Source organism: Bosea sp. BIWAKO-01 (genome assembly GCF_001748145.1).
GTDB lineage: Bacteria > Pseudomonadota > Alphaproteobacteria > Rhizobiales > Beijerinckiaceae > Allobosea.
The window spans coordinates 3,255,098-3,280,101 of the sequence record NZ_BCQA01000001.1 but is presented as its reverse complement, the minus strand read 5'-3'; the positions used below and the strand labels follow the sequence as shown (position 1 = coordinate 3,280,101).

Genomic DNA, 25,004 nt, shown 5'->3' with positions numbered 1-25,004 from the left:
CAAGCGCGCCTGCGCCGCTCAGGATCGTGACGCCGTCGGCGCAGCTTCGACAGCCTGCGCTGACGAGCCTGGAGGATGGCTTCATGGCCCGCGCGAACGCCCATATTGGCACGACGAATTTTGCGACGACGATCAGGATGGGCGGCGGCCGTACGCTGGTTGCCGACGAACCGGCGGCCTTGGGCGGAGCCGATGCCGGGCCAGCGCCCTATGACCTGCTGCTCGCCAGCCTCGGCGCCTGCACGGCCATCACCTTGCGAATGTATGCCGAGCGAAAGCAGTGGAGCCTGCAGGCTGTCGATATCGATCTGCACCACGTCAAGGTCGAGAACCGCTCGAAGATCGAACGCGTCATCACGCTGACGGGCGATCTGTCTGCGGATCAGCGGGCGCGTCTCGCCGATATCGCCGAGCGTACACCCGTGACCCTGACGCTGAAGGCCGGCGCCGACATTGCGACACGACTGTCCGACGGCTGACACCCTCGTGAGTCTGTTTCCGTTCCGGCACTCACGCCGCTAGAAGAACCACACTGGGCGAGCGATCGCGCCCGTGCGTCTTTGGCCCGATCCAGCTCATCCGAGTCCCGTCTGCTGCGAGCCTGCCCATGCCTGACACTCTCCTCTACCTCCGTGAAGCAGACATCGCCGGGCTCGATCTCGATCCAGCGCTCGCCCGCGCGGCGGTGAGGACGATCTTCAAGGCGCATCACGACGGCCAGACGCTGAGCAAGCCCAAGCTTGCGCTCGAAATCGGCCCCGGCCACGCCTTCCAGTCGCTTTGCGCGGCCTCGCCCGCGATCGGCATGGCGGCGACAAAATGGCTCGGCATGGCACCCGCCGCGAATGGCGCGGGCACGCCCGGCATCCACGCGATGATTGCTCTCAACGATTATACATCCGGCACGTTGCTGGCCGTCCTCGACGGCAACCTCGTCACGGCGATCCGCACGGCCGCGATGTCGGCGGCAGCAGCAGAGTTCCTGGCGCGCCCCGAGAGCCGCACCATCGGCCTCATCGGCTGCGGCCTGCAGGCCCGTTCGCATCTTGCCGCGTTCAAGTCCCTGCTGCCCGGCCTGAGCGAAGTTCGCGCGTTCGGGCGAAGCCGCCGCACCACCGATCTCTTCATAGAGCACGCCCGCGAGCAGGGCTTTGCGGCGAAGGCCCTTGATGATGCCGGCGACGTCGTTCGCACCAGCGACGTGGTCATCACGACCGTGCCCATGCAGCCCGGCTTCGCGCCCTTCCTCGATCCTGCCTGGTTGAAGCCGGGCGCCTTCGTTGCTGCCGTCGACGTTGCCCGCAGCTGGCTGCCGGATGGCTTGCGCAAGCTCGACCTCTTGGCCACCGACGATCACCGGCAACAGGCAGAGAGCCCACCTATCGCCGGGGACGTCGGCCCGCTCGGCAGCTTTGATGCCGACCTGACGGAACTTGCCGGCGGGGTCCGGCCCGGACGCCTCGACGCGGAGCAGCGCGCCATGTTCATTTTCCGCGGCTTCGCGCTCGCCGATCTCGCCGTGGCGGCTACTGTCTATCGCGCGGCCCTGACCAGGGAAGCCGGCCTGCGCCTCCCGCGCTGAGATCGCGTCTGCAAACAGGAAGACAAGGCAACGGAGCTCTGCTAGCGTCACATATTCATCCATAGGAATATGTGAGACCTTCAATGCTTGACCGGCGCGCCTTTACTCTCGGAGCCAGTCTGACGGCGGCGGCCTCGTTCTGCGGCGGTGCGGCACGAGCCCAGGTCGTGGCGCGGGCCGGGCTCGGCAAGGCCGAGATCCTGGTGCTGAGCGATGGGGGCTTCCAGCTGCCGCTCTCGATGATCGCACGCGATACGCCGCTGCCCCAGCTCGAGGCGATGACCGGCAGCAAGGGGCCGGCCGAGACCGTGCTGAACGTCACCTGCCTGAAGCGCGGCAGTGAGACGATCCTGTTCGATTGCGGCGCCGGCGCGCACTTTCTTGCGGGCAGCGGCAAGCTCGCATCAAGCCTGGAGGCTGCCGGTATCGCGCCCGACAGTGTGAGCCATGTCGTCTTCACCCATTTGCACCCGGACCATCTCTGGGGCGCGCTCGACGAGTTTGACAGCCCGGCATTCCCCAATGCGACCTGGCTGGCGGCCCGCGACGAGGTGGCGTTCTGGACTGATGCCAAAGTCTATGAGCGTCTCTCCGAAGACCGGCACGCCTTTGCAGCCGGCGCACAGCGTGTCCTAAAGGGTCTCCAGGACGGGCTGAAGACCTTCGCCGCAGGCGAGGAGGTGCTGCCGGGAATCGCGGCTGTCGCGACGCCCGGGCATACGCCGGGACATGTCTCCTTCGAGATTACGGACGGCAGCGACAGGCTCCTCGTGCTGGGCGACGCGGCGACGCATCCGGTCGCATCCTTCGCACATCCGGAATGGCGCCCAGCTTCCGATCATGACGCGGATCAGGCGGTTCAGACCCGCAAGACCGTGCTTGGCCGGGCCGCCGACGAGAAGCTGCGGGTGATTGGCTATCACCTGTCGAAGGGCGGGATCGGCACGGTCGAGCGTAGCGGGCAGGCCTTCCGCTTCATCCCGTCCGCGGCCTGATCGGCAGGCGAGCGCTCAGTCGCAGCGACGGCGACGCCCGAGGCGTTCGGCCAGCATCTCGCGCACCGAGCCTTCGACCAGAATTGCAATGCCGATGCGGGCGCCGAGCATCATGCCGGCGACCGCCAGTGGCCAGGACAAGGCCATCAGCGAGCCGGCCGTGACGCCCTGCCCGATGGTGCAGCCGCCCGCGAGAATGCCGCCGAACCCCATCAGCGCGCCGCCAGCCAGATGGCGGCGCATCTCGTGGTGATCGTCGAAGGCCTCCCAGCGGAACTCGCGATCGTACAGCGCCGAGGCAAAGGCGCCGAGCATCACCCCCAGAATGGTGCCGACCCCGAAATCGAGGAACCCGATCGGGTGGGTCAGGACTGCATAAAGTGCCCGGCCGATCGGCGAGACGAAGGTCAGGCTCTGCGGGCGCGGAAACGCGGCGAACTCATCGATAGCTACGCCCGTCGCCCACCAACCTGCGACGACACCAAATCCGAGCGTCAGTCCGGCCAGCAACAGCCGCGGCGAACGCCACAGGCGGGGATCGACCACCACAGCCAGGATCAGCACCGGGGCGGTGGCGAGAACGATAGCGAGGCGCGAGTCACCGAGGCCGAACCAGGCGAGCAGCGAGGGCAGGTCGCCTTGCACCCCACCGGGGAGCGGCAGGGCCACAGTCTCGAGCACATCGATTCGAAAGGGCGCCAGCATGCCGCGGAGCGTGGCATAGGCGACGGCGCCAAAAACCATCATCACGATCAGGCTGCGCAGATCGCCGCTACCGAGGCGAACGAGAGAGCCAAAGCCGCAGGTGCCGACCAGCGCCATGCCGATCCCGAAGACCGTGCTGCCGAGCAGGATCGAGAGCCAGGGCAGGGCCGAGGGCACATAGGTCGAGAGCCGGGGCGAAAGCCAGCCGAGTCCGACCAGAAGCTGCGTGCCCAAGAGCGCAACGGCGAGCGCAAGCCCGAAGATGCGCAGGCGGCGCGTATCGCCACCCATCCAGGCATCCTCGATCGCCCCGAAGGAGCAGAGCCGGGCACGCCGCGCAGTGAAGCCGCAGGCTGCGCCGATGACGACGCCGATCAGCGTCACGGCCCAGGTCGGCAGAGGTTCCATGATCGTCAGGCGCCCCTGCCGGCCCGCAATTCAATCACGCGAGCGGTCCGCGCTCTCGGGGCGGTTGCAGAAGATGTCGTAGATCACCGAGATGACCTGGCGCACATCGTCATTGGCAAGGCTGTAATAGATCGCCTTGCCGTCGCGACGCGTAGTGACCAACTGGTCGAGCCGCAGTCGCGCCAACTGCTGCGAAACCATCGGCTGGCGCAGCGAGAGGATGTTCTCAAGTTCCGTGACGGTGCGCTCACGCTCGGCCAGCAGGCAGAGCAGCAGCAGCCGGTTTTCGTGGGACAGGGCCTTCAGGAAATCGCTGGCCTTGCGGGCCTTGCGCATCAATTGATCGAGCTCGGCCGAGAATTCGGCACCGTCGCGCAGCTCGGCTTCAAGGGCCTTGGAGACAATCGCGCTCATTTTCGTTCCATTGTCGCGGACTGGCCGCGGGTTCGATGGCTGGGACTGTCCATGCCAGCAAGCATCTTGCCAAGCAAACCCCAGAATGCGTCGTCGCCGATATAGCCGGTGATCCGGCCGACCTCGCGCCCCTCATCCATCAGGACGAAGGTCGGTGTGAAGCGAACCGGTGCAGCAAGTCCAGGCTCATCAGTACGGGTGGAACCGAGATCGACGCGCCTCAGTGGTGCTGCCTTGCCCTCCCGCGTGTTGGCATAGACAGGGGCGACCTCCCGGTCCCAGCGGGCGCACCAGATGCAGCCGTCGCGTTCGAACATCACCAGCTCTGCCGCCCGCAACGGCAGGCTGACAAGCGCCACCCCCACCAGTGCTGCGAGGCCGGCATGCCCGCTCAGCCATTTCGCGATTGCTTTCATCCGACAAACATAGTCGTATTCATATGTTTAAACAATTGGCGGGTTGAACCTTGTTCGACATCTCGATCGCAGGGGCCTTCGCAGCCGGTCTGCTCTCCTTCCTGAGCCCCTGCGTGCTGCCCCTGGTGCCGCCCTATCTCTGCTTCCTGGCGGGTGTCGGCATCGGCGAACTGTCCGGCTCGGAGGGCGCGCTGACGACCGCGCAGCGCCGTCGCATCATCGCCATGGCCGCCGTTTTCGTGCTCGGTTTCGCCACCGTCTTCGTCGCACTCGGCGCCACCGCCTCGACCATCGGGACCTGGATCACCGCCCATTTCGACACGCTGTCCATCGCCGCCGGCGCAGTCATCCTGGTCATGGGCCTGCATTTTCTCGGCTGGCTGCGGATTCCCCTGCTCTACCGGGAGGCCCGTTTCCAGACATCCGCACGCCCCGCCGGCCTGCTCGGCGCCTATTTCGTCGGGCTTGCCTTCGCGTTCGGCTGGACGCCCTGCGTCGGGCCGGTGCTGGCGACGGTGCTGATGGTCGCGGGCGCCGAGGGCAGCGCCTCGCGCGGCGCGCTTCTGCTCGCATCCTATGCACTCGGCATCGGCCTGCCCTTTCTGCTGGCGGCGGTCTTTGCCGGTCCCTTCCTGACCTGGCTCTCCCGCTTCCGCCGGCACATGGCCGTCATCGAGAAGACCATGGGCGCCGGGCTCGTCGTGACGGGCCTGCTGTTCATCACCGGAATGATGCCGGCGCTGGCCGGCTGGCTGCTGCAGACCATGCCGATCCTCGGCACGATCGGCTGAAGGGAGAGTTTCCATGCTGACCCGACGCGGACTTCTCGGCTCTGCGCTCGCCGCCTGCTTCGCGCCTCGGGCCCTCGCCGCCGCCAGGCTCGGCGACGACGGGCTCTACCAGCAGGACTGGTATCTCGAGAGCTTCCTCGATCTCTCCGAGGACATCGAAACCGCGACCCGCAACGGCAAGCGCCTCGCGATAATGTGGGGCCTCAAGGGCTGCCCGGCCTGCCGGCGAATGCATGAGGTGCATCTCGCCGATCCCAAGATCGAAGGATACATCAAGGCCAATTTCGAGGTGCTGCACCTCAACCATATCGGCGCCCGCGAGGTCACCGATTTCGATGGGCGCAAACTGGGCGAGAAGGCGCTCGGCGAGGCCTATGGCGTGCGCTTCACTCCGACGATCCAGTTCATGCCCGAGAGCGCAGAGGGACTTGGCCAACGAAAGCCGCAGGCCCGCGAGGTCGCGCGCATGCCGGGACTGCTCGAACCACGCGATTTCCTCGCCATGTTCCGCTTTGTGCGAGAGAAGGGCTACGAGACCGCCACCTTCCCGGAATGGCTGAAGCGGCAAGGCGCCTGACGTCGGCGACCTCAAGACGCAATCATCCCGGCCACGGAGGAACCGAGGCCGGGATGGCGTCTACTGCCGCTGGGCATTGCCGCTACTTGTTCACTGGTGATTCCGGGTCGAACAGATAGCCCATCACGTCCTTGATCTGCTGTTCGCTCAGCACCTTGTTGGTGCCGAAGCGAGGCATGTTCGAACAGGGCACCACGGCCTGTGAATTGTAGATCTTGGTGTAGGCGTCCTTGATCGCCTCGGCGTCGTATTTCCGGTCCTTGCCATAGGCGGCGAGGCTCGGGCCGAGCGTGCCATAGCTCAGCTCCTTCGGGTCGAGCTGGTGGCAAGCGAAGCAGTTGCCCCCGGAAACGGTGTCCAGCGGATCCGAAAACTGGCCGCCCCGGCCGTTATTGGCGACCTTGTAGCCTTCCTTCCAGTTGCCGAGGAACTTGCCGTCGGCGGGATAGCTGACCCTGGCAAGCTCGCGCTTGGTGATGGCCTCCGCATCTGCGGACGAAACCTGATTGCGATGGACGTTGCAGGCCGCCAGCGATTCATCCGGCGTGATGCGAGCCTGCCATTCCGCCGGCGCCTTGCCGAAAGTGGACTTCACATAGGCCTCGATCGTCGCCTGGCTCGGCTTGGCGGGCTTGTCCTGCGCCGAGGCCGGAGCGCAGAGCGCGAAGGCGCTGAGGGTGAGGGAGACGAAAGCTGATCTGATCATCGGTTCCGCCCCCTCAGCGCTTGATCGAAGGCACATTGAGCTCACCGCCGGCCGCCTGCTTGTTCAGGAAGACGGTCAGCGCGGTCAGGCTGTCCGAGCCGAAATCCGGCATCGGCCAGCGCTGCTGCCGATAACAGTCCCAAAGCCGGTGCTGCATCGTGCGAAGCGCGCTCTGGGAGACGCGATAGGTCGGCCAGGTCGCCATCGTCGCCTGCGCGGTGGCGCCCGGCACGGACAGGTTTGGCAGGCCTTGCAGGCGGATGCGCTTGCCTTCCTCGGCGTGGCAGGTGGCGCAGGAGAAATCCATCACGCCGCCGCGCCGGTAGAACAGCTCCTCGCCGACAGCCGCCATCTCAAGTTCCTTGGCGTGCTTGAGCTGCGGCTCGAGCTTCATGCCGTTCGACTTGTTGGCGATGAAAGCCGTCAGGTCCTCGAGATCGGAGGCCTTTCCAGGGGAGGAGAAGCGCCGCGACAGCACGTCCTTGGTGTCGAACCCCTGGACCTTGTCCATGCACCAGAGCAGGCGCTGCTCCAGATCCATGACCTTGTCGGCATCAGCGAAATGGCGCGGCAGCCGCGCATAGACGCCTTCCAGCTTGCCGGCGCCCTCGCCGAGATCGCAACCTTCCAGCGAGACATTCTTGGTGCCGCGCTTCGTCGTCCAGATCTCTTCGCCGCGATCGACGGCGAGGTAGCCGGGATTGGAGAACGGGTCCGAGAGCATCTGGCGATAGCGCTCGATCTCCTTCTCGCTGTCGTCCTGCGGCGGCGATTGTGCGGTCAGATGCCCGGCCGCGAGCGTCATGGCCGCGGCAAGAACTGCCGCGCCGATCACAGTGAGCTTCATGCCCTGCCCTTTCGTTTCCCCAGCCGGCCGCTTCATGCGACCTTCATTCCCGGCTTTCTTGATTTGAAAGCCTTTACATTCACAAAAAACAATATCACGATATGTCGAAATGATGTGCGACGGACGGTCGCGTCGTCAAGAGCTAACCAGAATAATTCCAGGGAGGATGTCCGAATGGATTTTCAGCAAGCGGGGCTGTCGCGCCGTCGCGCTCTCAAGGCGGGTGCCTTCGCCGCCGTGGCCAGCCTTCTCGGCGCAAAGCTGGCCTTCGCGGATGAAAAGACGGTCGCGGACGAACTGAAGAAGCTCTATGGCGACAAGCCCTTCGCCGCGGGCAAGATCAAGCTCGACGTTCCCGAGATCGCTGAGAACGGCCTCGTCGTCCCGATCAATATCGAGGTCGAAAGCCCGATGACGGACGCCGACTACGTCAAGGCCGTGCATGTCTATGCCGACGGCAACCCGCTTCCCGGCATCGTCAGCTACAGCTTCACGCCGGCTTGCGGCAAGGCCTCGGCCGCGACCCGCATGCGTCTTGCCCAGACCCAGAACATCGTCTGCGTCGCCGAGATGTCGAACGGCGCGCTGCACATGGCCAAGGCCAATGTGAAGGTCACGATCGGCGGTTGCGGCGGCTGAGGCCTGCGCGCTCCAGCCCCGACAACGACAAGATCACGGTGAGGATACACCCATGAGCACCAAGCCCACCCCGCGGGTCCGCGTTCCCGCCAAGGCCGCCGCAGGCGAGATGATCGAGATCAAGACGCTGATCTCGCACGAGATGGAATCCGGCCAGCGCAAGGACGCCAAGGGCGAGACCATCCCGCGCAAGATCATCAACAAGTTCAGCGCGAGCTTCAACGGCAAGCCGGTCTTCTCCGCCGATTGGCATCCCGCGATTTCGGCCAATCCGTACCAGTCCTTCTTCTTCAAGGCGACGGAATCGGGCGAGTTCACCTTCACCTGGAAGGATGACGACGGTTCCGAATACACCGCCAAGAACAAGCTGACGGTCGGCTGATGTCCGCCGGCCGCGCCTCGGCCGGTTGCTCGCATCGAACGGACAAGCGGGGCGAAACGTCCCCGCATGAGGGCGGCTGCGCGCCGCCCAAGGGTGGATCATGATCTCACGGCGCGATTTTCTTCAGGCAACATCGGCTGCTGCGGCCATCACGCTAGCTTCCGGATTGGGCCCGCTCGGCCGCGCAGCCGCGCAGCAGCGCCTGTCCCAGGCCGACATCCTGCGCTTCGACCCGCTCGGCACCGTGACGCTTCTCTACGTCACCGATATCCACGCGCAGCTCGTGCCGCTGCATTTCCGCGAACCCTCGATCAATCTCGGCGTCGGTGAGGCCAAGGGGCAGCCGCCGCACCTGACCGACGCGGAGTTCCGGGAGCATTTCAAGATCGCCACGGGCTCGGCCGACGCCTTTGCCCTGACTTCTGACGACTTCACCTCGCTTGCCCGCCAATACGGCCGGATGGGCGGGCTCGACCGCATCGCGACGCTGGTCAAGGCGATCCGCGCCGAACGCGGAGACGACAAGGTCCTGCTGCTCGATGGTGGCGATACCTGGCAGGGCAGCTGGAGCTCGCTCCAGACCAAGGGGCAGGACATGGTCGATGTCATGTCGGCCCTGAAGACCGATGCCATGGTCGGCCATTGGGAGTTCACGCTCGGTGCCGAGCGCGTCAAGGAGATCGCCGAGAGCGCATCCTTCGCCTTCCTTGCCCAGAACATTCGCGACAAGGAATGGAACGAACCCGTCTTCAAGCCGCGCAAGGTCTTCGAGAAGGGCGGCGTCAAGGTTGCGGTGATAGGCCAGGCGCTGCCGCGGACTGCCATTGCCAACCCGCGCTGGATGTTCCCGGACTGGGAGTTCGGCATCCGCGAGGAGGAGATTCAGAAGCAGGTCGAGGAGGCCCGTGCCGAGGGCGCAGCCATCGTCGTGCTGCTCTCGCATGACGGTTTCGACGTCGACAAGAAACTGGCCGCGCGGGTCAAGGGCCTCGACGTCATCCTGACCGCCCACACCCATGACGCGATGCCCGGTGTGGTGCGCGTCGGCAATACCGCCCTCGTCGCCAGCGGCTCGCATGGCAAGTTCCTGTCGCGGCTCGATATCGCGGTGAAGGACGGCAAGGTCGCCGATATCCGCTTCAAGCTGATGCCGGTCTTCTCCGAAGCGATCACCCCCGATACCGAAATGGCAGCGCTGGTCAGGGCGCTCCGTAAGCCCTTCGCCGCCGATCTCGCCCGCGAGATCGGACGGACCGAGTCGCTGCTCTACCGGCGCGGCAACTTCAACGGCACCTTCGACGACCTGATTTGCGACGCGATGCTCAGCCAGCGCGACGCCGAGATCGCGCTCTCCCCCGGCTTCCGCTGGGGCGGGACGCTGCTTCCGGGCGAGCCGATCACCTGGGAGGCGATCACCAACGCCACCGCGATCACCTATCCCAACTGCTACCGCATGGAGATGACCGGCGCCCAGCTCAAGGAGATCCTCGAGGACGTCGCCGACAATATCTTCCACCCCGACCCCTATTTCCAGGGCGGCGGCGACATGGTCCGCATTGGCGGCATGGGCTACGCCATCGATATCGGCAAGCCGATGGGCAGCCGCATCTCCGGGCTGACGCATCTGAAATCCGGCAAGCCGATCGATGCCTCCCGGAAATACGTCGTTGCCGGCTGGGCCAGCGTCAACGAGGGCACGCAGGGGCCGCCGATCTGGGATGTGGTTCGCGACCATGTCGCCCGCACCAAGACCGTTTCGATCACACCCAACGACGCCGTGAAGGTGACCGGCGCCTGACCCGCGCCGTCCTCCCTGAACCCTCCCAATCCAGAGGAATCTGCCGCCATGACCTCCCCCCGCAACCGCGAAAGCCTGAGCAGGCGCCGCTTCCTCGGCGCGGCCGGAATGGCTGGCGCGGGGCTGGCCGCCTCGGCTACCGGCGCCCGCGCCGGGGCTCCCGACCCGCTGATCACCGAAGTCCAGGACTGGAACCGCTATCTCGGCGAAGGCGTCGACAAGCGGCCCTACGGAATGCCCTCGCGCCACGAGAAACATGTCATGCGCCGGGACGTCTCCTGGCTGACGGCATCCCCGGAATCCTCGGTCAACTTCACGCCACTCCATGAACTCGACGGCATCATCACGCCGTCCGGCCTCTGCTTCGAGCGCCATCACGGCGGCATCGCCGACATCGAGCCGGCCAATCACCGCCTGATGATCCACGGCCTGGTCGAAAAGCCGCTGGTGTTCACCATGGAAGACATCCGGCGCATGCCGCGGCAGAACCGCGTCTATTTCCTCGAATGCGCCGCCAATTCCGGCATGGAATGGCGCGGCGCGCAGCTCAATGGCTGCCAGTTCACCCACGGCATGGTCCATAACGTCATGTATACGGGCGTGCCGCTGAAGGCCCTGCTCGAAGAAGCGGGTGTGAAGCCGACCGCCAAATGGCTGATGCTGGAAGGTGCTGATTCCTCCGGCATGAACCGGTCGCTACCGCTCGAGAAGGCGCTGGGTGACGTGCTCATCGCCTTCGCCATGAATGGCGAGGCGCTGCGGCCCGAGCAGGGCTATCCGCTGCGTGCCGTCATCCCCGGCTGGGAAGGCAATCTCTGGGTCAAGTGGCTGCGCCGCATCGAAGTCGGCGACAAACCCTGGATGGCGCGCGAGGAAACCTCGAAATACACCGACCTGCTGGCGGATGGCCGCTCGCGCCGCTTCACCTTCATCATGGACGCCAAATCCGTGGTGACCAATCCCTCGCCGCAGGCGCCGCTGAAGCATAAGGGGCGCAATGTGCTTTCGGGGCTTGCCTGGTCTGGACGCGGCACGATCAAACGCGTCGACGTCACGCTCGACGGCGGCAAGAATTGGCAGAGCGCCCGCATCGACGGCCCCGTTCTCGATAAGTCGCTGACCCGCTTCTATGTCGATTTTGACTGGGCCGGCCAGGAACTGCTGATCCAGTCCCGCGCCATGGATTCCACCGGCTATGTCCAGCCGACCAAGGACGAGCTGCGCAAGGTGCGCGGCGTCAATTCCATCTACCACAATAACGGCATTCAGACCTGGCTCGTCCGGGCGAATGGGGAGACCGAGAATGTCGAGATCGCCTAAGCTCGCCCTGCTTGCGGGTTTCGCGGCGCTCGCCGTCGTCGCAGCCGGCCCATTGATCGCGCAGCCTCAGAAGCAGGCCCAGCCCAAGCCGGTCCCGCACGCGGCCGGTCAGCCGGCGCATGCGAAACTCAATCTCGGCCGCCTGGCGTTGCCGGAAGAGATCAAGGCCTGGGACATCGACGTGCGGCCCGACGGCATGGGCCTGCCGCCCGGCAAGGGCACGGTGAAGCAGGGCGACGAGCTCTTCCAGACGCAATGTGCGAGCTGCCATGGCGAGTTCGGACAGGGCAATGGCCGCTGGCCCGTGCTGGCAGGCGGCCAGGGCAGCCTGACCTCGGACCGTCCGGAGAAGACGATCGGCTCGTTCTGGCCGGATCTCTCCACCGTCTACGACTACATCCGCCGCGCCATGCCCTATGGCAATGCGCAATCGCTCTCACCGGACGAGATCTATGCCCTGACAGCCTATCTGCTCTACCTCAACGACATCGTGAAGGACGAGGAGTTCGAGCTGTCTGATAAGAACTTCACCAGCGTCAAACTGCCGAACGCAGCGGCTTTCTATGACGATGACCGCGAAACCACCGAGAAGGCGTTCTGGGGCAAGGAGCCCTGCATGAAGGACTGCAAGGCCGAGGTGAAGATCACCGGGCGAGCCGCCGTGCTCGATGTGACGCCCGATTCCAAGACTGCCCCCAAGGTGGATTGATGGGGACAGGCCGCGCCATCGCAGAGTGCGCATCCCGGCCGGCCCTGGCCACACTGGCCGGCCTTGCGGCGCTGATCCACGCAATGTCCAGCGCACAGGCGGCCGGCGACCGCGCGCTCGGCGAGTATCTCTCGTCGGAATGCACCGCCTGCCACCAGACCAGCGGGCGCCATGATGGAGGAATTCCTGCCATCGTCGGCGTCCCCGCCGACCAGTTCATCGCACTGATGAACAGCTACAGGGACAAGCAGCGGGAGAACCAGGTGATGCGCACCATCGCCGGGCGCCTGAGCCAGGAAGAGGTCGAGGCGCTGGCAAGCTATTACGGCAGCCTCAAACCAGCTCCATAGACCGGAAGCCGGCGAACCCCGAGGGAGGGCCAAATGTCACATTCATCAGCGGACGCCACGCGTCGCAGCATGCTTCTCGCAGCGGCCTCCGGTCTTGCCGCGGCAGCCACACCAGCACGGGCTGCGCCGCGCGACCTCAAGCTCACCGACCTCCAGAAGGAAGCCGATGTCGCCTGTGTCTATCATTGTGATTTCGGCGATCCGCAGCGCTTCGTTCAGATGCTGACCAACATCGCAAACCATTACTCTGCCTATGGCGCCGATCCGTTCGCCCTGCAGTTGGTCGTCGTCGCGCATGGACAGGGCGTGAAGTTCTTCCTGAACGACCTCACCGACACCAGCTGGCGCGACGAGGCCATGGTGCCCAAGATTTTCGAACGGATCGAGGATGTTGCGAAGAACGGCCTCAAGATTCATCTCTGCGAGATCACCTTCGATCGGCTGAAGCTCGACAAGGCCAAGGCTCGCGATGCCGCGTTCATCAGCTTCGTGCCGTCGGGAGTGGCAGCCGTGGCTGCGCTGCAGGCCAAGGGCTTTGGCTACATGAAGGTCGGATAGGCACAGAAGAAGGCCTGCCGGGGTCAGGACCACCGGATTCACTGACGAAAATGGGGAGAGAGAGATGCTGATCGATCGCCGTTCACTGGTACTGTCCGGGTTGGCCCTCTCCGGAGCGACAACCCTTGGCGCCCCCGCGGTGCTCGGCCAGGCGAAGCCGCGCGTCGTCGTGGTCGGTGGCGGTGCGGGGGGTGCGACTGCCGCCCGCTACATCGCCAAGGACAGCAATGGCGCCATTGCGGTGACGCTGGTCGAGGAGAACGAGCGCTACCAGACCTGCTTTCACTCCAACCTCTTTATCGGCGGGTTCAAGAGCTATGACGAGCTCGTCCATGGCTACGACGCGCTGACGAAGAACAACGGCATCACGCTGGCCCGCGCCCGCGCCACCGCGATCGACCGCGACAAGAAGGAGGTCGTGCTCTCCACCGGCGAGCGCCTGCCTTATGATCGGCTCGTTCTCTCTCCCGGCATCGACCTCAAATATGATTCCGTCCCAGGCTGGTCCAAGGAGGCCGAAGAGGCGATGCCGCATGGCTGGAAGCCCGGACGCCAGACCCAGCTGATCAAGGAGCGGCTCGACGCAGTGCCGGATGGCGGCCTGATCGTGATGATCACTCCGCCCAATCCCTATCGCTGCCCGCCAGGTCCCTATGAGCGTGCCTCGATGTTCGCCCATGTCCTGATGCAGACCGGGCGCAAGCAGGCGAAGATTGTCATCCTCGATCCGAAGGAGAGCTTTTCCAAGCAGGGCGTCTTTCAGCCCGACTGGGAGAAACGCTACGGCACGATGATCGAGTGGCTCGGCCCCAAGGTGCATGACGGCATCAAGTCGGTCGACCCCAAGACCAACACCGTGGTGACCGGCTTCGAAACCTACAAGAACTGCGCCTTCGTCAACGTCATCCCGGCCCAGATGGCGGGCGCGATCGCGCGCGAGGCCGGGCTTGCGCCTGCCGGCGGCTATTGCGCCATCGATCCCGCCACGATGAAGTCGGCAGCCGATCCCGCCATCTTCGTCCTCGGCGATGCCTGCATTGCTGGCGACATGCCGAAATCCGCCTTCTCGGCCAACAGCCAGGCCAAGGTCGCGGCCATGGTCATCCGCGGCGAATTGTCCGGGTCTCGCACCTTCCCGCCGCGCTACGTCAACACCTGCTGGAGCCTCGTCGACACCGACGACGCCATCAAGGTTGGCGGTCGATATGAGCCGAAAGACGGCAAAATCGCCGCTGTCGAGACCTTTGTCTCGCAGCCCGGCGAGAGCGACGAGTTGCGCAAACAGACCCAGGCCGAGAACATCGGCTGGTATGCCGGCATCACCGCCGACATGTTCACGTGATTGGCCCAGGCGCCGATTGGAAGCATTCTGAATTTCCCGCCGCGCGATTCCGCGCGGCCTGCTTGCCGGTGAAGGAACCATGATGAAAGCGATTGCCTGCGCCACGATCCTGATCGCTACCGCGATCTTCGGGAATTCAGCCCAAGCCCAGGACGTCGCCGCCGGCGAGCGCTCCTGGAACAAGTGTCGCGCCTGCCACCAGCTTGGCGAAAGCGCCAAGAATACGGTGGGGCCCATCCTGAACGGTCTCTTCGGCCGGCATTCCGGTTCCGTCGAGGGCTACAGCTACTCCAACGCCAACAAGAACTCTGGCATCACCTGGGACGAGGCCGTCTTTGCCGAGTACATCAAGGATCCGCGGGCCAAGATCCCCGGCACCAAGATGGTCTTCGCCGGCATCAAGAACGAACAGGAGATCAAGGATCTCACCGCCTTCCTCAAGCAGTACGACAAGGACGGCAAGAAGATGTGAGCTAAAGCCGGCCTCGATCAGGCTGGCAGGCCGGCACACGCCTGCGCGCCGACGGGATCAGCCCTGTCGTCGCGTTGCTTGTTCCGTCAGGCTTATTTTGGCATGAGCGCTGTCAAGCGTTCCGAGCCCGGAACGGATTCTCTGCTCGCAAGCCAAGGCTCTCGCCATGTCGGACACCGTGCGCCCCCGCATTGCCATCACCTACTGCACGCAATGCAACTGGCTGCTGCGCTCGGCCTGGATGGCCCAGGAACTGCTCTCGACCTTCGGCCCCGATCTTGGCGAAGTCGCGCTCCTGCCCGGTACAGGCGGGACCTTCCAGATCCATTATGACGACGTGCTGATCTGGGACCGCAAGAATGATGGCGGCTTCCCCGACGTGAAGGCGCTGAAGCAGCGCGTGCGGGATCGCCTCGACCCAGGCCGCGACCTCGGCCATCTCGACCAGAGCCACGGCTGAGCGATCCTGCGCGAGCGAGCCTCACGATCCCGGCGCCCGGCCTGGTATCACCTGTCGGGCGCGCGTCTCCTCTGCCGCGCCCTACCGACCCGAGCCCGGCAAGTTGAAGCTCAGGACGGCGAGCTCTGTCCTGTTATGCGCACCAAGCTTGCGCATGACGTTGCGGACATGGACCTTGACGGTGCTTTCCTTCAGGTCGAGCTCATAGGCGATCACCTTGTTCGCCTTTCCATGCTGCACGGCCTCAAGCACCGCCGCCTGCCTGGGCGTGAACATTTGCCGTGGCCCGACCGGGTCTCCCGGCTTGCCGGCGCGACGCGACAACAGACTCCCCGACGGAATGAACACTCCGCCCGAACGCACCAGGCTCATCGCGCCGCGTGCCACGTCGAGGCTAAGCGTTGTCGGGATATAGCCTTTCGCGCCGGTCGCGATGGCCTCCAGCATCTCGTCGACGTCCTCGGTATCCGAAAGCAGGACCAGCGAGACATCGCCATCCACGGCAAGATCCTCGATCTCCCGTTCGATCTCCTTGCGGCAGCGCGGACCGCTCACATAGCGCAGAACGACCGTTCCCGGTCGCGGCGGGCTCGACCGCTCGCGACGCCATTCCGTCAGCGACGAAAACGTCTCGACTTCGTAATCACGACTTTGAGAGAGCAGGGATGAAGCCAGGCAATCACGGATCAATTGCCTGGCTTCGATGATGATGATCGCGGCAGGCTGCTCTCGGAGACGCGAAATCTCTTCGGCTCCCGAGCGAGTCAGGGATGGCCGCCGATCGGCCATGAGCGGCAGACTCTCATGTATATTTTCGAACATCATAACAATATCCTTAAATTAAAACGAATCGCCCCAAAATTTCGCCAAAATAAGTCTAAAAGGAGAACTGCCGCCGCTTTCTCCATGTATTAAATTTTACATAAATTCTAAGCCAGCCAAAGAAAATTATCCTGATACCCAAACAAATGTTACCTTTCTACCTCCCCCCCTTAGAACAAAAAATCGTGAAGACAACATCAGAGGACTGTCTCTGCCTCTGCACCATTGACGGAGAGACCAGCCATACGGCGCAGGCGCTCCATGTCGTAAATGCTGAACTGGCCGGACGCGAAGGACATCACCCGCTCAGCCTGCAGGAATTGCATGACGCGATGCAGGTGAACCCCGGTGACTCCGCAAGCCTCCGCCAGATGGCGTTTCCCGAGCGGCGTCTTGAACCCCCCGTCATGCATCAGCCCCCGGATCTGCAGGCGATCGTGTAACGTCACGACGAAATGGGCGAGCGCACGAGACGTCCGCCCCGCACCGAGCGCGGTCAGCGAATCCACAAGGCGGCGGCGCCCGGCAACCGCCGCACGCGTGATGCTCCGCATGAAGCTCTCGTGCCGGAACATCTCGTCGACTCTCGCCGGCGCGAAACTGCACAGCATGGCGGGGGTAAGGGCAATGATGGTGCTCTCTGACGGGCCCACCATCACCGTATCGAGACCGATCAGATCCCCGGGGAGGAGGATGGCGACGAGCTGACGCTCGCCGGATCCCAGAGCCCGGTACTCTGCAGCCCAGCCGGAGAACAGCGTGAACAACCCGGGCCGCGCGCCTCGTTCCAGGATCACGCTACCGGCTTCGGCAAACCTTTGCCCCTGCTTGAACTCTTCCAGGGTCGTAGCATCCGCATCCGACACGCCATGGAGCGCGGGGTTCTGCCGCAACGGGCATGTCAGGCACCACACGCGTTCCCGCGCAACGCCCGCATGGTTCGACGCCACGGCCGACTGGATGCGATGCATAACCCCCTCCGCCACGGCTGCGCGATGGCCTGAAGAGTTAACTTATGTTAACCGCCAATCCCCGATAAGCTGCATTTCTCGGACCCAGCTTCAACCGTTTCATTGTACTTTGGCGCCCCAAAGGACTCCCTGAGGGCGCCTTCGTGGCCTTGATGCGGGAAGCTGCGCGTGGTGACGATCGACGGCTTCAGGCATCGACCGCGCGGACATGCCGCTCCTCGCAGCACCGGATAAGAGCGGAAGCGACCCGCGCCAGCTGGGGCGCGACAAGTTCCGGGAAGATCGGCAGCGAGAGAAAGCGCCGCGCCAGCCGCTCCGAGACTGGAAAGTCGCCGGGCTCGTAACCCAGCCCCGCATAGGCCGGCTGCAGATGAACCGGGCGAGGATAGTGGATGCCCGTCGAAACCCCCGCCTTGGCGAGTTCCGTCCGCAGCCAGTCCCGCTCTTCGCTCTGGATCGCGTAGACATGAAAGACGTGTTCCGCACGCCGGGCCGGAGCCGGAAGCTGCAGCTCAGTGTCTCCCAGCAGCCGCTCATAGGCCGCAGCGATCCGTTTGCGCTTCTGTGTCCAGCCATCGAGATAGGGCAGCTTGACCTGCAGCGCGACGGCCTGGATCGCGTCGAGGCGCAGATTGAAGCCCGGCCTGACGTGATTGTAACGTCCCTCCTGCCCCCAGTCGCGCAAGCTGCGCAGCAGCTGAGCGGCCTTGGAATCGTCAGTGATCACCGCGCCCCCCTCGCCGCAGGCCCCGAGATTCTTGCCGGGATAGAAGCTGAAGCAGCCATATGAGCCGAAGGCGCCTGCCCGTATGCCATCGCGCTCCGCGCCATGGGCCTGGCAAGCATCCTCGATCACAGTGATGCCGTAGCGATTGGCGATGGCGCCGATCGCCGCCATATCGGCAAGCCTGCCATGGAGATGGACGGGCACGACGGCACGGGTCGCCGGCGTGATTGCAGCCTCGAAGGCTTCCGGCGACATGGTGAAGCTGTTGGGATCGACATCCACCAGAACCGCCTTCGCCCCCGCATAGTGGATCGCGGCCACCGTTGCGACGAAGGTCATAGGCACCGTGATCACCTCGTCCCCGGGTTCGACGCCGGCCGCGAGCAGGGCCAGGTGCAGGGCTGCCGTGCCGCTGCTCACGGCCACGGCTTCACCGACACCGCAATATTCAGCGAACGCGCGCTCGAAGGCCGCGACCGGTTCACCCAGGACATAGTTGCCGCTGCGCAGGAAGGAGAGGACGGCCGCCTCAAGCGGCTCCTGCACCGTCTTGAACTGAGCCTTGAGATCGAGAAATGGGATCATGAGGTTTCCCCCAGCACGGTTTCAAACAACCTGGGCGCAGTGGCGTTGGCGCCGGAATGGCCGATGACGCTGGCCGGGACCCCGGCGACCACCGCGCGGGCCGGCACATCACGCAGCACGACTGCGCCGCAGCTGACCACGGCGAAGGTTCCGATCTCGACCCCGCAGCCAATGGTGGCATTCGAGCCGATCGACGCCCCTCGGCGCACGACCGTGGCCTCCTGGGCCCACGCCTGCGCCTCTCGCGATCCCCCCGGGCCGGCCGCGCGCGGCATCCGATCATTGGTGAACATCACGCCATGGGCGATCATGACCTGATCCTCGAGCACCACCCCCTCACAGATGAAGGAATGCGAGGAAATCTTGCAGCGCCGGCCGATGCGGCTGCCGCGCTGGATCTCGACGAAGGGGCCGATCCGCGTGCCCGAGCCGATCGTACAGCCATAGAGATTGACGAGATCGGGATGGCTGACGACGACATCATCACCGAAGTCCACGTCGATGATGGGCATGGCGCTCCCCTTCCCTGCTCCGGCAGAACGCTAGCTTGCAAAAGGGGAACCGGAACGATGGGAAAAGGGCGCGCCTCGTTCGGATGAAGCCTATAGGCGGACAGCCCGGAGCAGTAGGCTCCCTACACCTTCCGACGAATTGCTTCTCCTCCCGTGGCAGCAGGACCTTGCTGGCCGCGCCACCAAGGTCTGCGGCGCCCCCGCCCGACGCAGCGCCTGACAATCGCCGGGGATGACCGGAGACGCCGGCCTGGCGCACTGCCGCGGGCGCAATTCTCTCGGTTTTTATTCGTGAATGAGCGGCCTGGTTGGCCGACGCAGAGCAGATGCGCACTCTTGCTCAGTGGACCGTCACCGCCAGCGCTCGACCCTGTCGGACAGAAGAGCCACCGCCTCGGCAGATCGGCCCTCCGGTTCAGCGAACGTCTAGGTGACGGCGACGCGTGATCGGGGCAACGGCAGTGCCGCCCCGACGCGAATGGGTCGTCGCTCTCACGGCCGCCCGGCGTCCAGGAAGCTGCGGACCAGAGCGATGGTCGCCGCAGGATTCTCCTCCATGATCCAATGTCCGCTACCAGGCACGACCGCACCCTGGACGTTCTCTCCCGCGAACTTCATGACCGCAGCCATGCCCGGTCCGAAGGATTTCTCCCCCCCGATCGCCAGCACAGGGACCGTCAGCTTGCCCTTTGCCAGGAAGGCCTTGTTGTCGACAGCATCCTGATCGAAGGCCGCGAACTGGGCAAAGCCCGCGCGCATCGCCCCTGGCCTGGCGTAGAGTGCCGCATAATGCTCTCGCGCAGCTTCGCTGAACCGGCTGGGGGTCGCCGAGAACTCATTCCAGAAGCGATCGAGATAGATGCGCTCGCGGCCGGCGACGAGCCGCTCCATGTCAGGGCCGCCGAAGCGAAAGTGCCAGAGCAGCGGGTTCTTCAGGATCTCCTCCCAGGGGCCGACGCCCGGCAAGGGGGCATCGATCAACACGAACTTCGTCACGCGATCGCGATACCCGGCGGCAAGCGCAAATCCGACCATGTTGCCAATGTCATGGGTCACCAACTCCGCCCGGTCCACCTTCAGGGCATCGAGGACGCCGGCAATGTCGGCAGCCTGGTTCTTCTTGTCGAAACCCCTTTCGGGGATGGCCGAAAGGCCCATGCCACGCAGGTCGGGAACGATCACGGTCCGGTCCCGCGCGAGATCGGCCGCCATCTCGCCCCACATGTCGCCGGTTTCCCCATAGCCGTGCAGCAGAACGACCGCCGGCCCCTGTCCGCCGACCCGAACGTGCAATGTCGTGCCGTTGGTCGGGATCTCCTGCGTGCGGAAACCCGCTGGAAACGGGACAATCTGCGCCAACGCGGGGGCGGCGAAAAGAAGGGCGCCGGTAACGGCGGCCAGGAAGCGAAGCATCGCGATCTCTCCTCATGTCTGGCCGGGCGCTCCAGGGCACGGCCTTGCTCTCGACGAGATGATGGCGCTGCGCCATTGTCTGGAATAGCCGCCAGAAGGCGAAACAGGTTTCCGGAAATAGCGAACAATGATGAAGCTCGACGGAGTCGCAGCATTCGTGACGGTCGCGGAAGCCGGATCAATCACCGCTGCGGCCCAGCGCATGGGACTGGCCAAATCCGTGGTCAGCGAACGGCTGGCGGAGCTGGAGCGGCTGGTCGGCACGCGGCTTGTGCAGCGAACCACCCGCAAGCTTTCGTTGACCGAAGGCGGCATTGCCTTCCTCGAACGGGGCAGACGCTTGTTGCGCGAGGCCGAGGAGGCCGTGGCTGAGCTCGCCGAACGGCGAAGCGAGCTGGTCGGACCACTGCGGATCTCCGGCCCCGTCAGCTTCGGGGTGTTGCATCTGGGTCCGGCGATCTTTTCCTTCCTGGCGACCAACCCCAAGATCGAGCTGGCATTGGAGTTGGAGGATCGCTTCATCGATGCTGCGGCGGATGGCTACGATGCCGTCATCCGCCATGGCCCAATTCATGACACGCGACTTGTCGCGCGGCACATTGCAAGTAGCCGCCGCGTCCTCGTCGCCTCGCCTGCCTACCTGGATGCCTATGGCAGACCGGGGACGCTGATCGAACTCAGGCAGCATCGCGCGATCCTCTACATGAACCGGGACTCGGACTGGCGGTTTCACAGCGAGAGCGGCGCAGTCGTGGTGCGAGCGCAGCCGGCCGTGCGCGTCAATAACGGGCTGATGATGCGCGACGCCGCCCTGGCAGGGCTTGGCATCACCTTGCTGCCGACCTTTGTCGTCCATGAGCAGGTCGCCCGCGGCGACCTGCAGATCGTCGATGTCGGGATCGCGGCCGAAGGCGCTGAAGTCCACGTCGCCCATCCCCGCGATCGCGCAGCCTCCGTCAAGGTACGGGCCTTGACGGAACATCTGCGCCAGAGCTTCGGGAATCCGCCCTATTGGGAGACAGCGGTCGCCCAGGCCTCGCCGATGTCGTGAACGCGACGCATCCTTGGCACCCCACTGCGCCGCCGAAGCACTCTGCGCTCAGACGGAGCGGCTGTAGCTGCGCCCCGGCTGAGCGAGATAGGCATCGAAGACCGAGGCCACCTTGCGGACAAGCAGGCGCGAATACTCCGGCATCAGCACGCGGCTGCCATCGAAGCGAATGACCCCGTCCCGCGCCAGCGCCTTCAGTCGCGGGAAGGACGGCGCCAGATCCTCCGGGCTCGCCTTGTGCTTGGCGCAGACGGCGCCGATATCGACCGTGAAATCGCACATCAGGCGTTCGATCAGCTCGGCACGCAGCCGGTCGTCAGCACTGAGCCGGAAGCCCTTGGCCGTGGCCAATGCCCCGCTCAGCACACGCTCGGCGTAGCGGCCGTTGACCACCTCGTTCTGGACATAACCGGCGGGAAGGCGGCCGATCGCCGAGGCGCCGAAGCCGATCAGCGCCTCGGCGCCGTCGGTGGTGTAGCCCTGGAAATTGCGGCGTAGCGCACCGTCCGCCCGCGCCTGCCCCATCGCATCGTCCGGCAGGGCGAAATGATCGAGGCCGACGCGGATATAGCCGGCGGCGACCAGCGCCTGGGCGATCGCCTCGGCCTGCTCATGGCGCTCGGGACCGTCAGGCAGATCGCTCTCGTCGATCCTGCGCTGATGCTTCTTGAAGCCGGGCACATGGGCATAGCCGAAGACCGAGAGGCGGTCCGGCCGCAGCGTGACGCAGCGCTCGACCGTCTCGATGCAGGATTTGACGGTCTGTTTCGGCAGGCCGTAGATCAGGTCGAAATTCAAGCCGCTGATGCCAGCCGCTCTGAGCCCGGCGGCGACCCCTGCCGTCTGCTCGACGCTCTGGATGCGGTTGATCGCCTTCTGCACCACTGGGTCGAAGCTCTGTATGCCGAGGCTCGCCCGGTTGACGCCCGACGCGGCCAGTGCCTCGGTCATGGCTTTTGTCAGCCTGCGGGGGTCGATCTCGACGGCGATCTCGGCGTGGGGATCGATGGCAAAACGCTGCCGCAGGAGCGCAACCAGCCCGAAGAATTCCTCGGGCGTGACAATCGTCGGCGTGCCACCGCCAAAATGGACATGCTGGACCTGCAGCGGCGCGGTGAGCCGATCGGCAACGAGCTCGATCTCGCGGTTCAGGACTGCGAGATAATCGGCGATTGGCTGATCACGCAGGGCAACCGTGGTGTGGCAGCCGCAATACCAGCACATCGAGCGGCAGAACGGGATGTGGAGATAGAGCGAGGCCTTCGTTCCGGACCTCAGCGCCTGCAGCCAATCGCCATAGCTCCCCGCCCCAACCTCGCCCGTGAAGTGCGGAGCCGTCGGGTAGCTGGTGTAGCGCGGAAGGCGTTCGTCGAAATACTGCGCCCGGACATCGGTCATGACACGTATCCCTGTCTTGCCAGAGTCGATTTCAATGGCCCGTGTCTAGCGCAGCCCGGCCGACGCTCCTTGATCCAGGACAAACGCCACGATCGATGAGGCTTGCCACCGACACGAAAGGATTGGGCTTTGCGCGACCGCCATGGCTCCCAACGCAGTTCCGCCCATCGCTCAGAGCTCTTGCCAAGCACGGGCTCCTCTTCTGGAATAAGCCACGCGCCGCCTGCGCTGTCGTCGCAGGTGCTGCCGAGGCAAGCCCCCGGGTTTGCCGCGGCAGTTGCGTGCACGAAAACGGGGAACAGACCACACATGACGAAAACGCGGTTCGATATCTGGCTCGACCAGCATCACGCTGAGTTCACGGCGATCCGGCGCGACATCCATGCCCATCCGGAGCTTGGCCTGGAAGAACACCGCACGGCCGCGCTGGTCGCGGGCAAACTCCGGGAATGGGGCGTCGAGGTGACGGAAGGCGTCGGTGGAACGGGCGTCGTCGGCGTCATCCGCGGCCGCCGGCCGGGCCAGGGCGCGATCGGGCTGCGCGCCGACATGGACGCGCTTGCGCTCATCGAGGAGACAGGGCTGCCCTACGCGTCGCAGAATCCGGGCCGCATGCATGCCTGCGGCCATGACGGACACACGACCATGCTCCTCGGCGCGGCGCGCTACCTCGCCGAGAATCCCGATTTCGCCGGGAGCGTGAATCTGATCTTCCAGCCGGCCGAGGAAGGGCGCGGCGGAGCGCTCGCCATGCTGAAGGACGGGCTGTTCGCGCGCTTCCCCTGCGATGCGATCTACGGCCTGCATAACTCACCCGGCATGCCGGCCTCGTCCTTCGGCACGTGCAACGGCCCGATGCTGGCTGCTGCCGATAGCTGGCAGGTGATCTTCCGCGGTGTCGGCGGGCATGGCGGCTCGCAGCCTCACCTCTCGACCGACATCACCTATGCCCAGGCCCATTTCGTGCTCGGATTGCAGGGCATCATCGGACGCAATGTCGCGCCGCTAGACACAGCCGTGATCAGCGTCGGCTATGTCCATGCCGGCTCGGCGGAAGCCAGCAATGTCATCCCGGCGGAGCTCGTCATCGGCGGCACGGCGCGCACCTACGCGCCGGAAATCCGCGATCTGGTCGAGCGACGGATTGCCGAACTTGCCGCGGCAACCGCGCAAGCCTGGGGCTGCACCGCGGAGACTTCCTATCGGCGCGGACCGAGCGCCTTGCGGAATCAGCCGGATCAGGTCGCAGTCGCAGTGGCCGCTGCGTCCGCGTCGGTCGGCGCCGACAATGTCAATGGCGCGATCCGGCCCGGAACCGGGGCCGAGGATTTCGCCGAGATGATGCAGATCAAGCCGGGCGCCTTCATGCGCATCGGCAATGGCGTCGAGGCGGACGGCTCCTTCAAGGGGCTTCATACGCCGCTCTTCGACTTCAACGACGAGATCATTCCCGACGGCATTCGCTACTGGGTGAATATCGTCGGCGAAGAACTCGGCGAGGATCTACGAGCAGCAGCGGCCTGAAGTTGCACGCGCCATGAGCCCGCGTCGCCCAGAATGACGCGGGCTCATGTTCCGCGGCCGCACAAGGGCACAGTCTGCCCGTTACCGTTACAGGCAACAGTTCCAGCCGCGCAAAACGGCGCCACACTGGCAGTATGCACCACAGATGCGGGCCCTCAGCGCTTCGGCCGGAGGCTGCCATGGAACAGGCGCAAAAGCGTGGACTGACGAGGCTGCTGCTGCGCTGGCCGGAACGGCGCGCCGAGCTGCGGGAAAGGTTCGCCCGCGACTCCGGCTTTGCAGAGCTGTGCGAGGCTTATGAGGCTGCCTGTGAGGCTGAAGCCTATTGGACGAAATCGACACTGCCAGTCGGCCCAGCGCGAGCCAGGGAATACGAGGCCCTCGTCTCCGCGACAGAACAAGATATCTTGATCCGGCTAGCGCTTTCTTAAGGGAGAAGCACCGGATTCTGGCGAAATTCATCGAATACTGTCTTGCTCCATGCTGACTCGCGAGGCATCATCGCGCTTTCAGGGACGAATTGCGGGTTT

The 25,004-nt window shown here is 64.8% G+C and carries 28 protein-coding genes; 17 read left to right on the top strand and 11 right to left on the bottom strand.

Annotation, left to right across the window (positions count from 1 at the left end; translation table 11 throughout):
* Positions 1 to 83 precede the first annotated feature (83 nt).
* From BIWAKO_RS15115 to BIWAKO_RS15105, 3 genes are all read left to right on the top strand, one after another.
* Positions 84 to 479 (top strand): OsmC family protein, encoded by a 396-nt coding sequence (locus BIWAKO_RS15115; protein ID WP_069882519.1) that lies wholly within the window; start codon positions 84 to 86, stop codon positions 477 to 479.
* A 128-nt stretch (positions 480 to 607) separates the two neighbouring features.
* A complete protein-coding gene (locus tag BIWAKO_RS15110) occupies positions 608 to 1,582 on the top strand; it encodes an ornithine cyclodeaminase family protein (RefSeq protein WP_069879356.1) in 975 nt (324 codons plus the stop codon).
* Positions 1,583 to 1,665: 83 nt separating this feature from the next.
* Complete coding sequence (locus BIWAKO_RS15105) at positions 1,666 to 2,577, top strand: MBL fold metallo-hydrolase (RefSeq protein ID WP_069879355.1); 912 nt, start codon at positions 1,666 to 1,668, stop codon at positions 2,575 to 2,577.
* A 15-nt stretch (positions 2,578 to 2,592) separates the two neighbouring features.
* Here the strand turns inward: BIWAKO_RS15105 and BIWAKO_RS15100 are convergent, their stop codons facing one another.
* Genes BIWAKO_RS15100 through BIWAKO_RS15090 form a run of 3 tightly spaced genes read right to left on the bottom strand, consistent with a single transcriptional unit; the run spans position 2,593 to position 4,520 of the window.
* Positions 2,593 to 3,690: a YeeE/YedE family protein gene (locus BIWAKO_RS15100; protein WP_069879354.1), complete on the bottom strand. Its 1,098-nt coding sequence runs from the start codon at positions 3,688 to 3,690 to the stop codon at positions 2,593 to 2,595.
* 30 nt (positions 3,691 to 3,720) lie between these two features.
* Positions 3,721 to 4,104, bottom strand: a complete 384-nt coding sequence (locus tag BIWAKO_RS15095; protein ID WP_069879353.1) for an ArsR/SmtB family transcription factor — start codon at positions 4,102 to 4,104, stop codon at positions 3,721 to 3,723.
* On the bottom strand, positions 4,101 to 4,520 hold the full coding sequence (locus BIWAKO_RS15090; protein ID WP_069879352.1) for a thioredoxin fold domain-containing protein: 420 nt from the start codon (positions 4,518 to 4,520) through the stop codon (positions 4,101 to 4,103). The genes BIWAKO_RS15095 and BIWAKO_RS15090 overlap by 4 nt, the downstream gene beginning before the upstream one ends.
* 50 nt (positions 4,521 to 4,570) lie before the next feature.
* Between BIWAKO_RS15090 and BIWAKO_RS15085 the strand changes: the two genes are divergently transcribed.
* Both BIWAKO_RS15085 and BIWAKO_RS15080 read left to right on the top strand, forming a co-directional pair.
* The gene (locus BIWAKO_RS15085) at positions 4,571 to 5,311 is read left to right on the top strand and encodes a cytochrome c biogenesis CcdA family protein (protein WP_211201783.1); all 741 of its coding nucleotides are present in this window, start codon (positions 4,571 to 4,573) and stop codon (positions 5,309 to 5,311) included.
* Positions 5,312 to 5,324: 13 nt separating this feature from the next.
* Positions 5,325 to 5,888 (top strand): thioredoxin family protein, encoded by a 564-nt coding sequence (locus BIWAKO_RS15080; RefSeq protein WP_069879351.1) that lies wholly within the window; start codon positions 5,325 to 5,327, stop codon positions 5,886 to 5,888.
* Positions 5,889 to 5,970: 82 nt separating this feature from the next.
* On the opposite strand, the gene soxX is transcribed toward BIWAKO_RS15080, so the two are convergent.
* Both soxX and soxA read right to left on the bottom strand, forming a co-directional pair.
* Positions 5,971 to 6,594, bottom strand: coding sequence for a sulfur oxidation c-type cytochrome SoxX (soxX, locus tag BIWAKO_RS15075; protein WP_069879350.1), 624 nt, complete (start codon positions 6,592 to 6,594; stop codon positions 5,971 to 5,973).
* Positions 6,595 to 6,607: 13 nt separating this feature from the next.
* A complete protein-coding gene (gene soxA, locus BIWAKO_RS15070; RefSeq protein WP_069882517.1) occupies positions 6,608 to 7,399 on the bottom strand; it encodes a sulfur oxidation c-type cytochrome SoxA in 792 nt (263 codons plus the stop codon).
* A 216-nt stretch (positions 7,400 to 7,615) separates the two neighbouring features.
* On the opposite strand from soxA, the gene soxY reads away from it, so the two are divergent.
* The 10 genes from soxY to BIWAKO_RS15020 all read left to right on the top strand — a co-directional run bounded on the left by soxY (position 7,616) and on the right by BIWAKO_RS15020 (position 15,471).
* Positions 7,616 to 8,080 (top strand): thiosulfate oxidation carrier protein SoxY, encoded by a 465-nt coding sequence (gene soxY / locus BIWAKO_RS15065; RefSeq protein ID WP_069879349.1) that lies wholly within the window; start codon positions 7,616 to 7,618, stop codon positions 8,078 to 8,080.
* Positions 8,081 to 8,132: 52 nt separating this feature from the next.
* Positions 8,133 to 8,462 carry a thiosulfate oxidation carrier complex protein SoxZ gene (soxZ, locus tag BIWAKO_RS15060; protein WP_043238560.1) on the top strand — a complete coding sequence of 110 codons (330 nt, stop codon included), beginning with the start codon at positions 8,133 to 8,135 and terminating at the stop codon, positions 8,460 to 8,462.
* Positions 8,463 to 8,562: 100 nt separating this feature from the next.
* Positions 8,563 to 10,260, top strand: coding sequence for a thiosulfohydrolase SoxB (gene soxB, locus BIWAKO_RS15055; protein ID WP_069879348.1), 1,698 nt, complete (start codon positions 8,563 to 8,565; stop codon positions 10,258 to 10,260).
* Between the two features lie 48 nt (positions 10,261 to 10,308).
* A complete protein-coding gene (gene soxC, locus BIWAKO_RS15050; RefSeq protein ID WP_069879347.1) occupies positions 10,309 to 11,580 on the top strand; it encodes a sulfite dehydrogenase in 1,272 nt (423 codons plus the stop codon).
* A complete protein-coding gene (locus BIWAKO_RS15045; protein WP_069879346.1) occupies positions 11,564 to 12,289 on the top strand; it encodes a c-type cytochrome in 726 nt (241 codons plus the stop codon). Before soxC ends, BIWAKO_RS15045 begins: the two co-directional genes overlap by 17 nt.
* Positions 12,289 to 12,639 carry a c-type cytochrome gene (locus BIWAKO_RS15040; protein WP_069879345.1) on the top strand — a complete coding sequence of 117 codons (351 nt, stop codon included), beginning with the start codon at positions 12,289 to 12,291 and terminating at the stop codon, positions 12,637 to 12,639. Before BIWAKO_RS15045 ends, BIWAKO_RS15040 begins: the two co-directional genes overlap by 1 nt.
* A gap of 33 nt (positions 12,640 to 12,672) precedes the next feature.
* Positions 12,673 to 13,197: a DsrE family protein gene (locus BIWAKO_RS15035; RefSeq protein WP_069879344.1), complete on the top strand. Its 525-nt coding sequence runs from the start codon at positions 12,673 to 12,675 to the stop codon at positions 13,195 to 13,197.
* Positions 13,198 to 13,261: 64 nt separating this feature from the next.
* Positions 13,262 to 14,539 carry an NAD(P)/FAD-dependent oxidoreductase gene (locus BIWAKO_RS15030; protein ID WP_069879343.1) on the top strand — a complete coding sequence of 426 codons (1,278 nt, stop codon included), beginning with the start codon at positions 13,262 to 13,264 and terminating at the stop codon, positions 14,537 to 14,539.
* A gap of 82 nt (positions 14,540 to 14,621) precedes the next feature.
* Complete coding sequence (locus tag BIWAKO_RS15025) at positions 14,622 to 15,011, top strand: c-type cytochrome (protein WP_141740363.1); 390 nt, start codon at positions 14,622 to 14,624, stop codon at positions 15,009 to 15,011.
* 166 nt (positions 15,012 to 15,177) lie between these two features.
* Positions 15,178 to 15,471, top strand: coding sequence for an Rdx family protein (locus BIWAKO_RS15020; RefSeq protein WP_069879341.1), 294 nt, complete (start codon positions 15,178 to 15,180; stop codon positions 15,469 to 15,471).
* Between the two features lie 81 nt (positions 15,472 to 15,552).
* On the opposite strand, the gene BIWAKO_RS15015 is transcribed toward BIWAKO_RS15020, so the two are convergent.
* The 5 genes from BIWAKO_RS15015 to BIWAKO_RS14995 form a co-directional block, all read right to left on the bottom strand.
* On the bottom strand, positions 15,553 to 16,293 hold the full coding sequence (locus tag BIWAKO_RS15015; protein ID WP_176733328.1) for a helix-turn-helix transcriptional regulator: 741 nt from the start codon (positions 16,291 to 16,293) through the stop codon (positions 15,553 to 15,555).
* Between the two features lie 197 nt (positions 16,294 to 16,490).
* Positions 16,491 to 17,264, bottom strand: a complete 774-nt coding sequence (locus tag BIWAKO_RS15010; protein ID WP_069879340.1) for a Crp/Fnr family transcriptional regulator — start codon at positions 17,262 to 17,264, stop codon at positions 16,491 to 16,493.
* A gap of 187 nt (positions 17,265 to 17,451) precedes the next feature.
* Positions 17,452 to 18,576 (bottom strand): DegT/DnrJ/EryC1/StrS family aminotransferase, encoded by a 1,125-nt coding sequence (locus BIWAKO_RS15005; protein WP_069879339.1) that lies wholly within the window; start codon positions 18,574 to 18,576, stop codon positions 17,452 to 17,454.
* Complete coding sequence (locus tag BIWAKO_RS15000) at positions 18,573 to 19,088, bottom strand: acyltransferase (protein ID WP_069879338.1); 516 nt, start codon at positions 19,086 to 19,088, stop codon at positions 18,573 to 18,575. Before BIWAKO_RS15000 ends, BIWAKO_RS15005 begins: the two co-directional genes overlap by 4 nt.
* Before the next feature lie 492 nt (positions 19,089 to 19,580).
* Positions 19,581 to 20,501, bottom strand: coding sequence for an alpha/beta fold hydrolase (locus BIWAKO_RS14995; RefSeq protein WP_084651420.1), 921 nt, complete (start codon positions 20,499 to 20,501; stop codon positions 19,581 to 19,583).
* 127 nt (positions 20,502 to 20,628) lie between these two features.
* Here BIWAKO_RS14995 and BIWAKO_RS14990 point away from each other — a divergent pair, with 127 nt between their 5' ends.
* A complete protein-coding gene (locus tag BIWAKO_RS14990) occupies positions 20,629 to 21,552 on the top strand; it encodes a LysR family transcriptional regulator (RefSeq protein WP_141740099.1) in 924 nt (307 codons plus the stop codon).
* Positions 21,553 to 21,600: 48 nt separating this feature from the next.
* On the opposite strand, the gene hemN is transcribed toward BIWAKO_RS14990, so the two are convergent.
* The gene (hemN, locus tag BIWAKO_RS14985; protein WP_069879337.1) at positions 21,601 to 22,950 is read right to left on the bottom strand and encodes an oxygen-independent coproporphyrinogen III oxidase; all 1,350 of its coding nucleotides are present in this window, start codon (positions 22,948 to 22,950) and stop codon (positions 21,601 to 21,603) included.
* A 309-nt stretch (positions 22,951 to 23,259) separates the two neighbouring features.
* On the opposite strand from hemN, the gene BIWAKO_RS14980 reads away from it, so the two are divergent.
* On the top strand, positions 23,260 to 24,474 hold the full coding sequence (locus tag BIWAKO_RS14980) for an amidohydrolase (protein ID WP_069879336.1): 1,215 nt from the start codon (positions 23,260 to 23,262) through the stop codon (positions 24,472 to 24,474).
* Positions 24,475 to 25,004 lie beyond the last annotated feature (530 nt).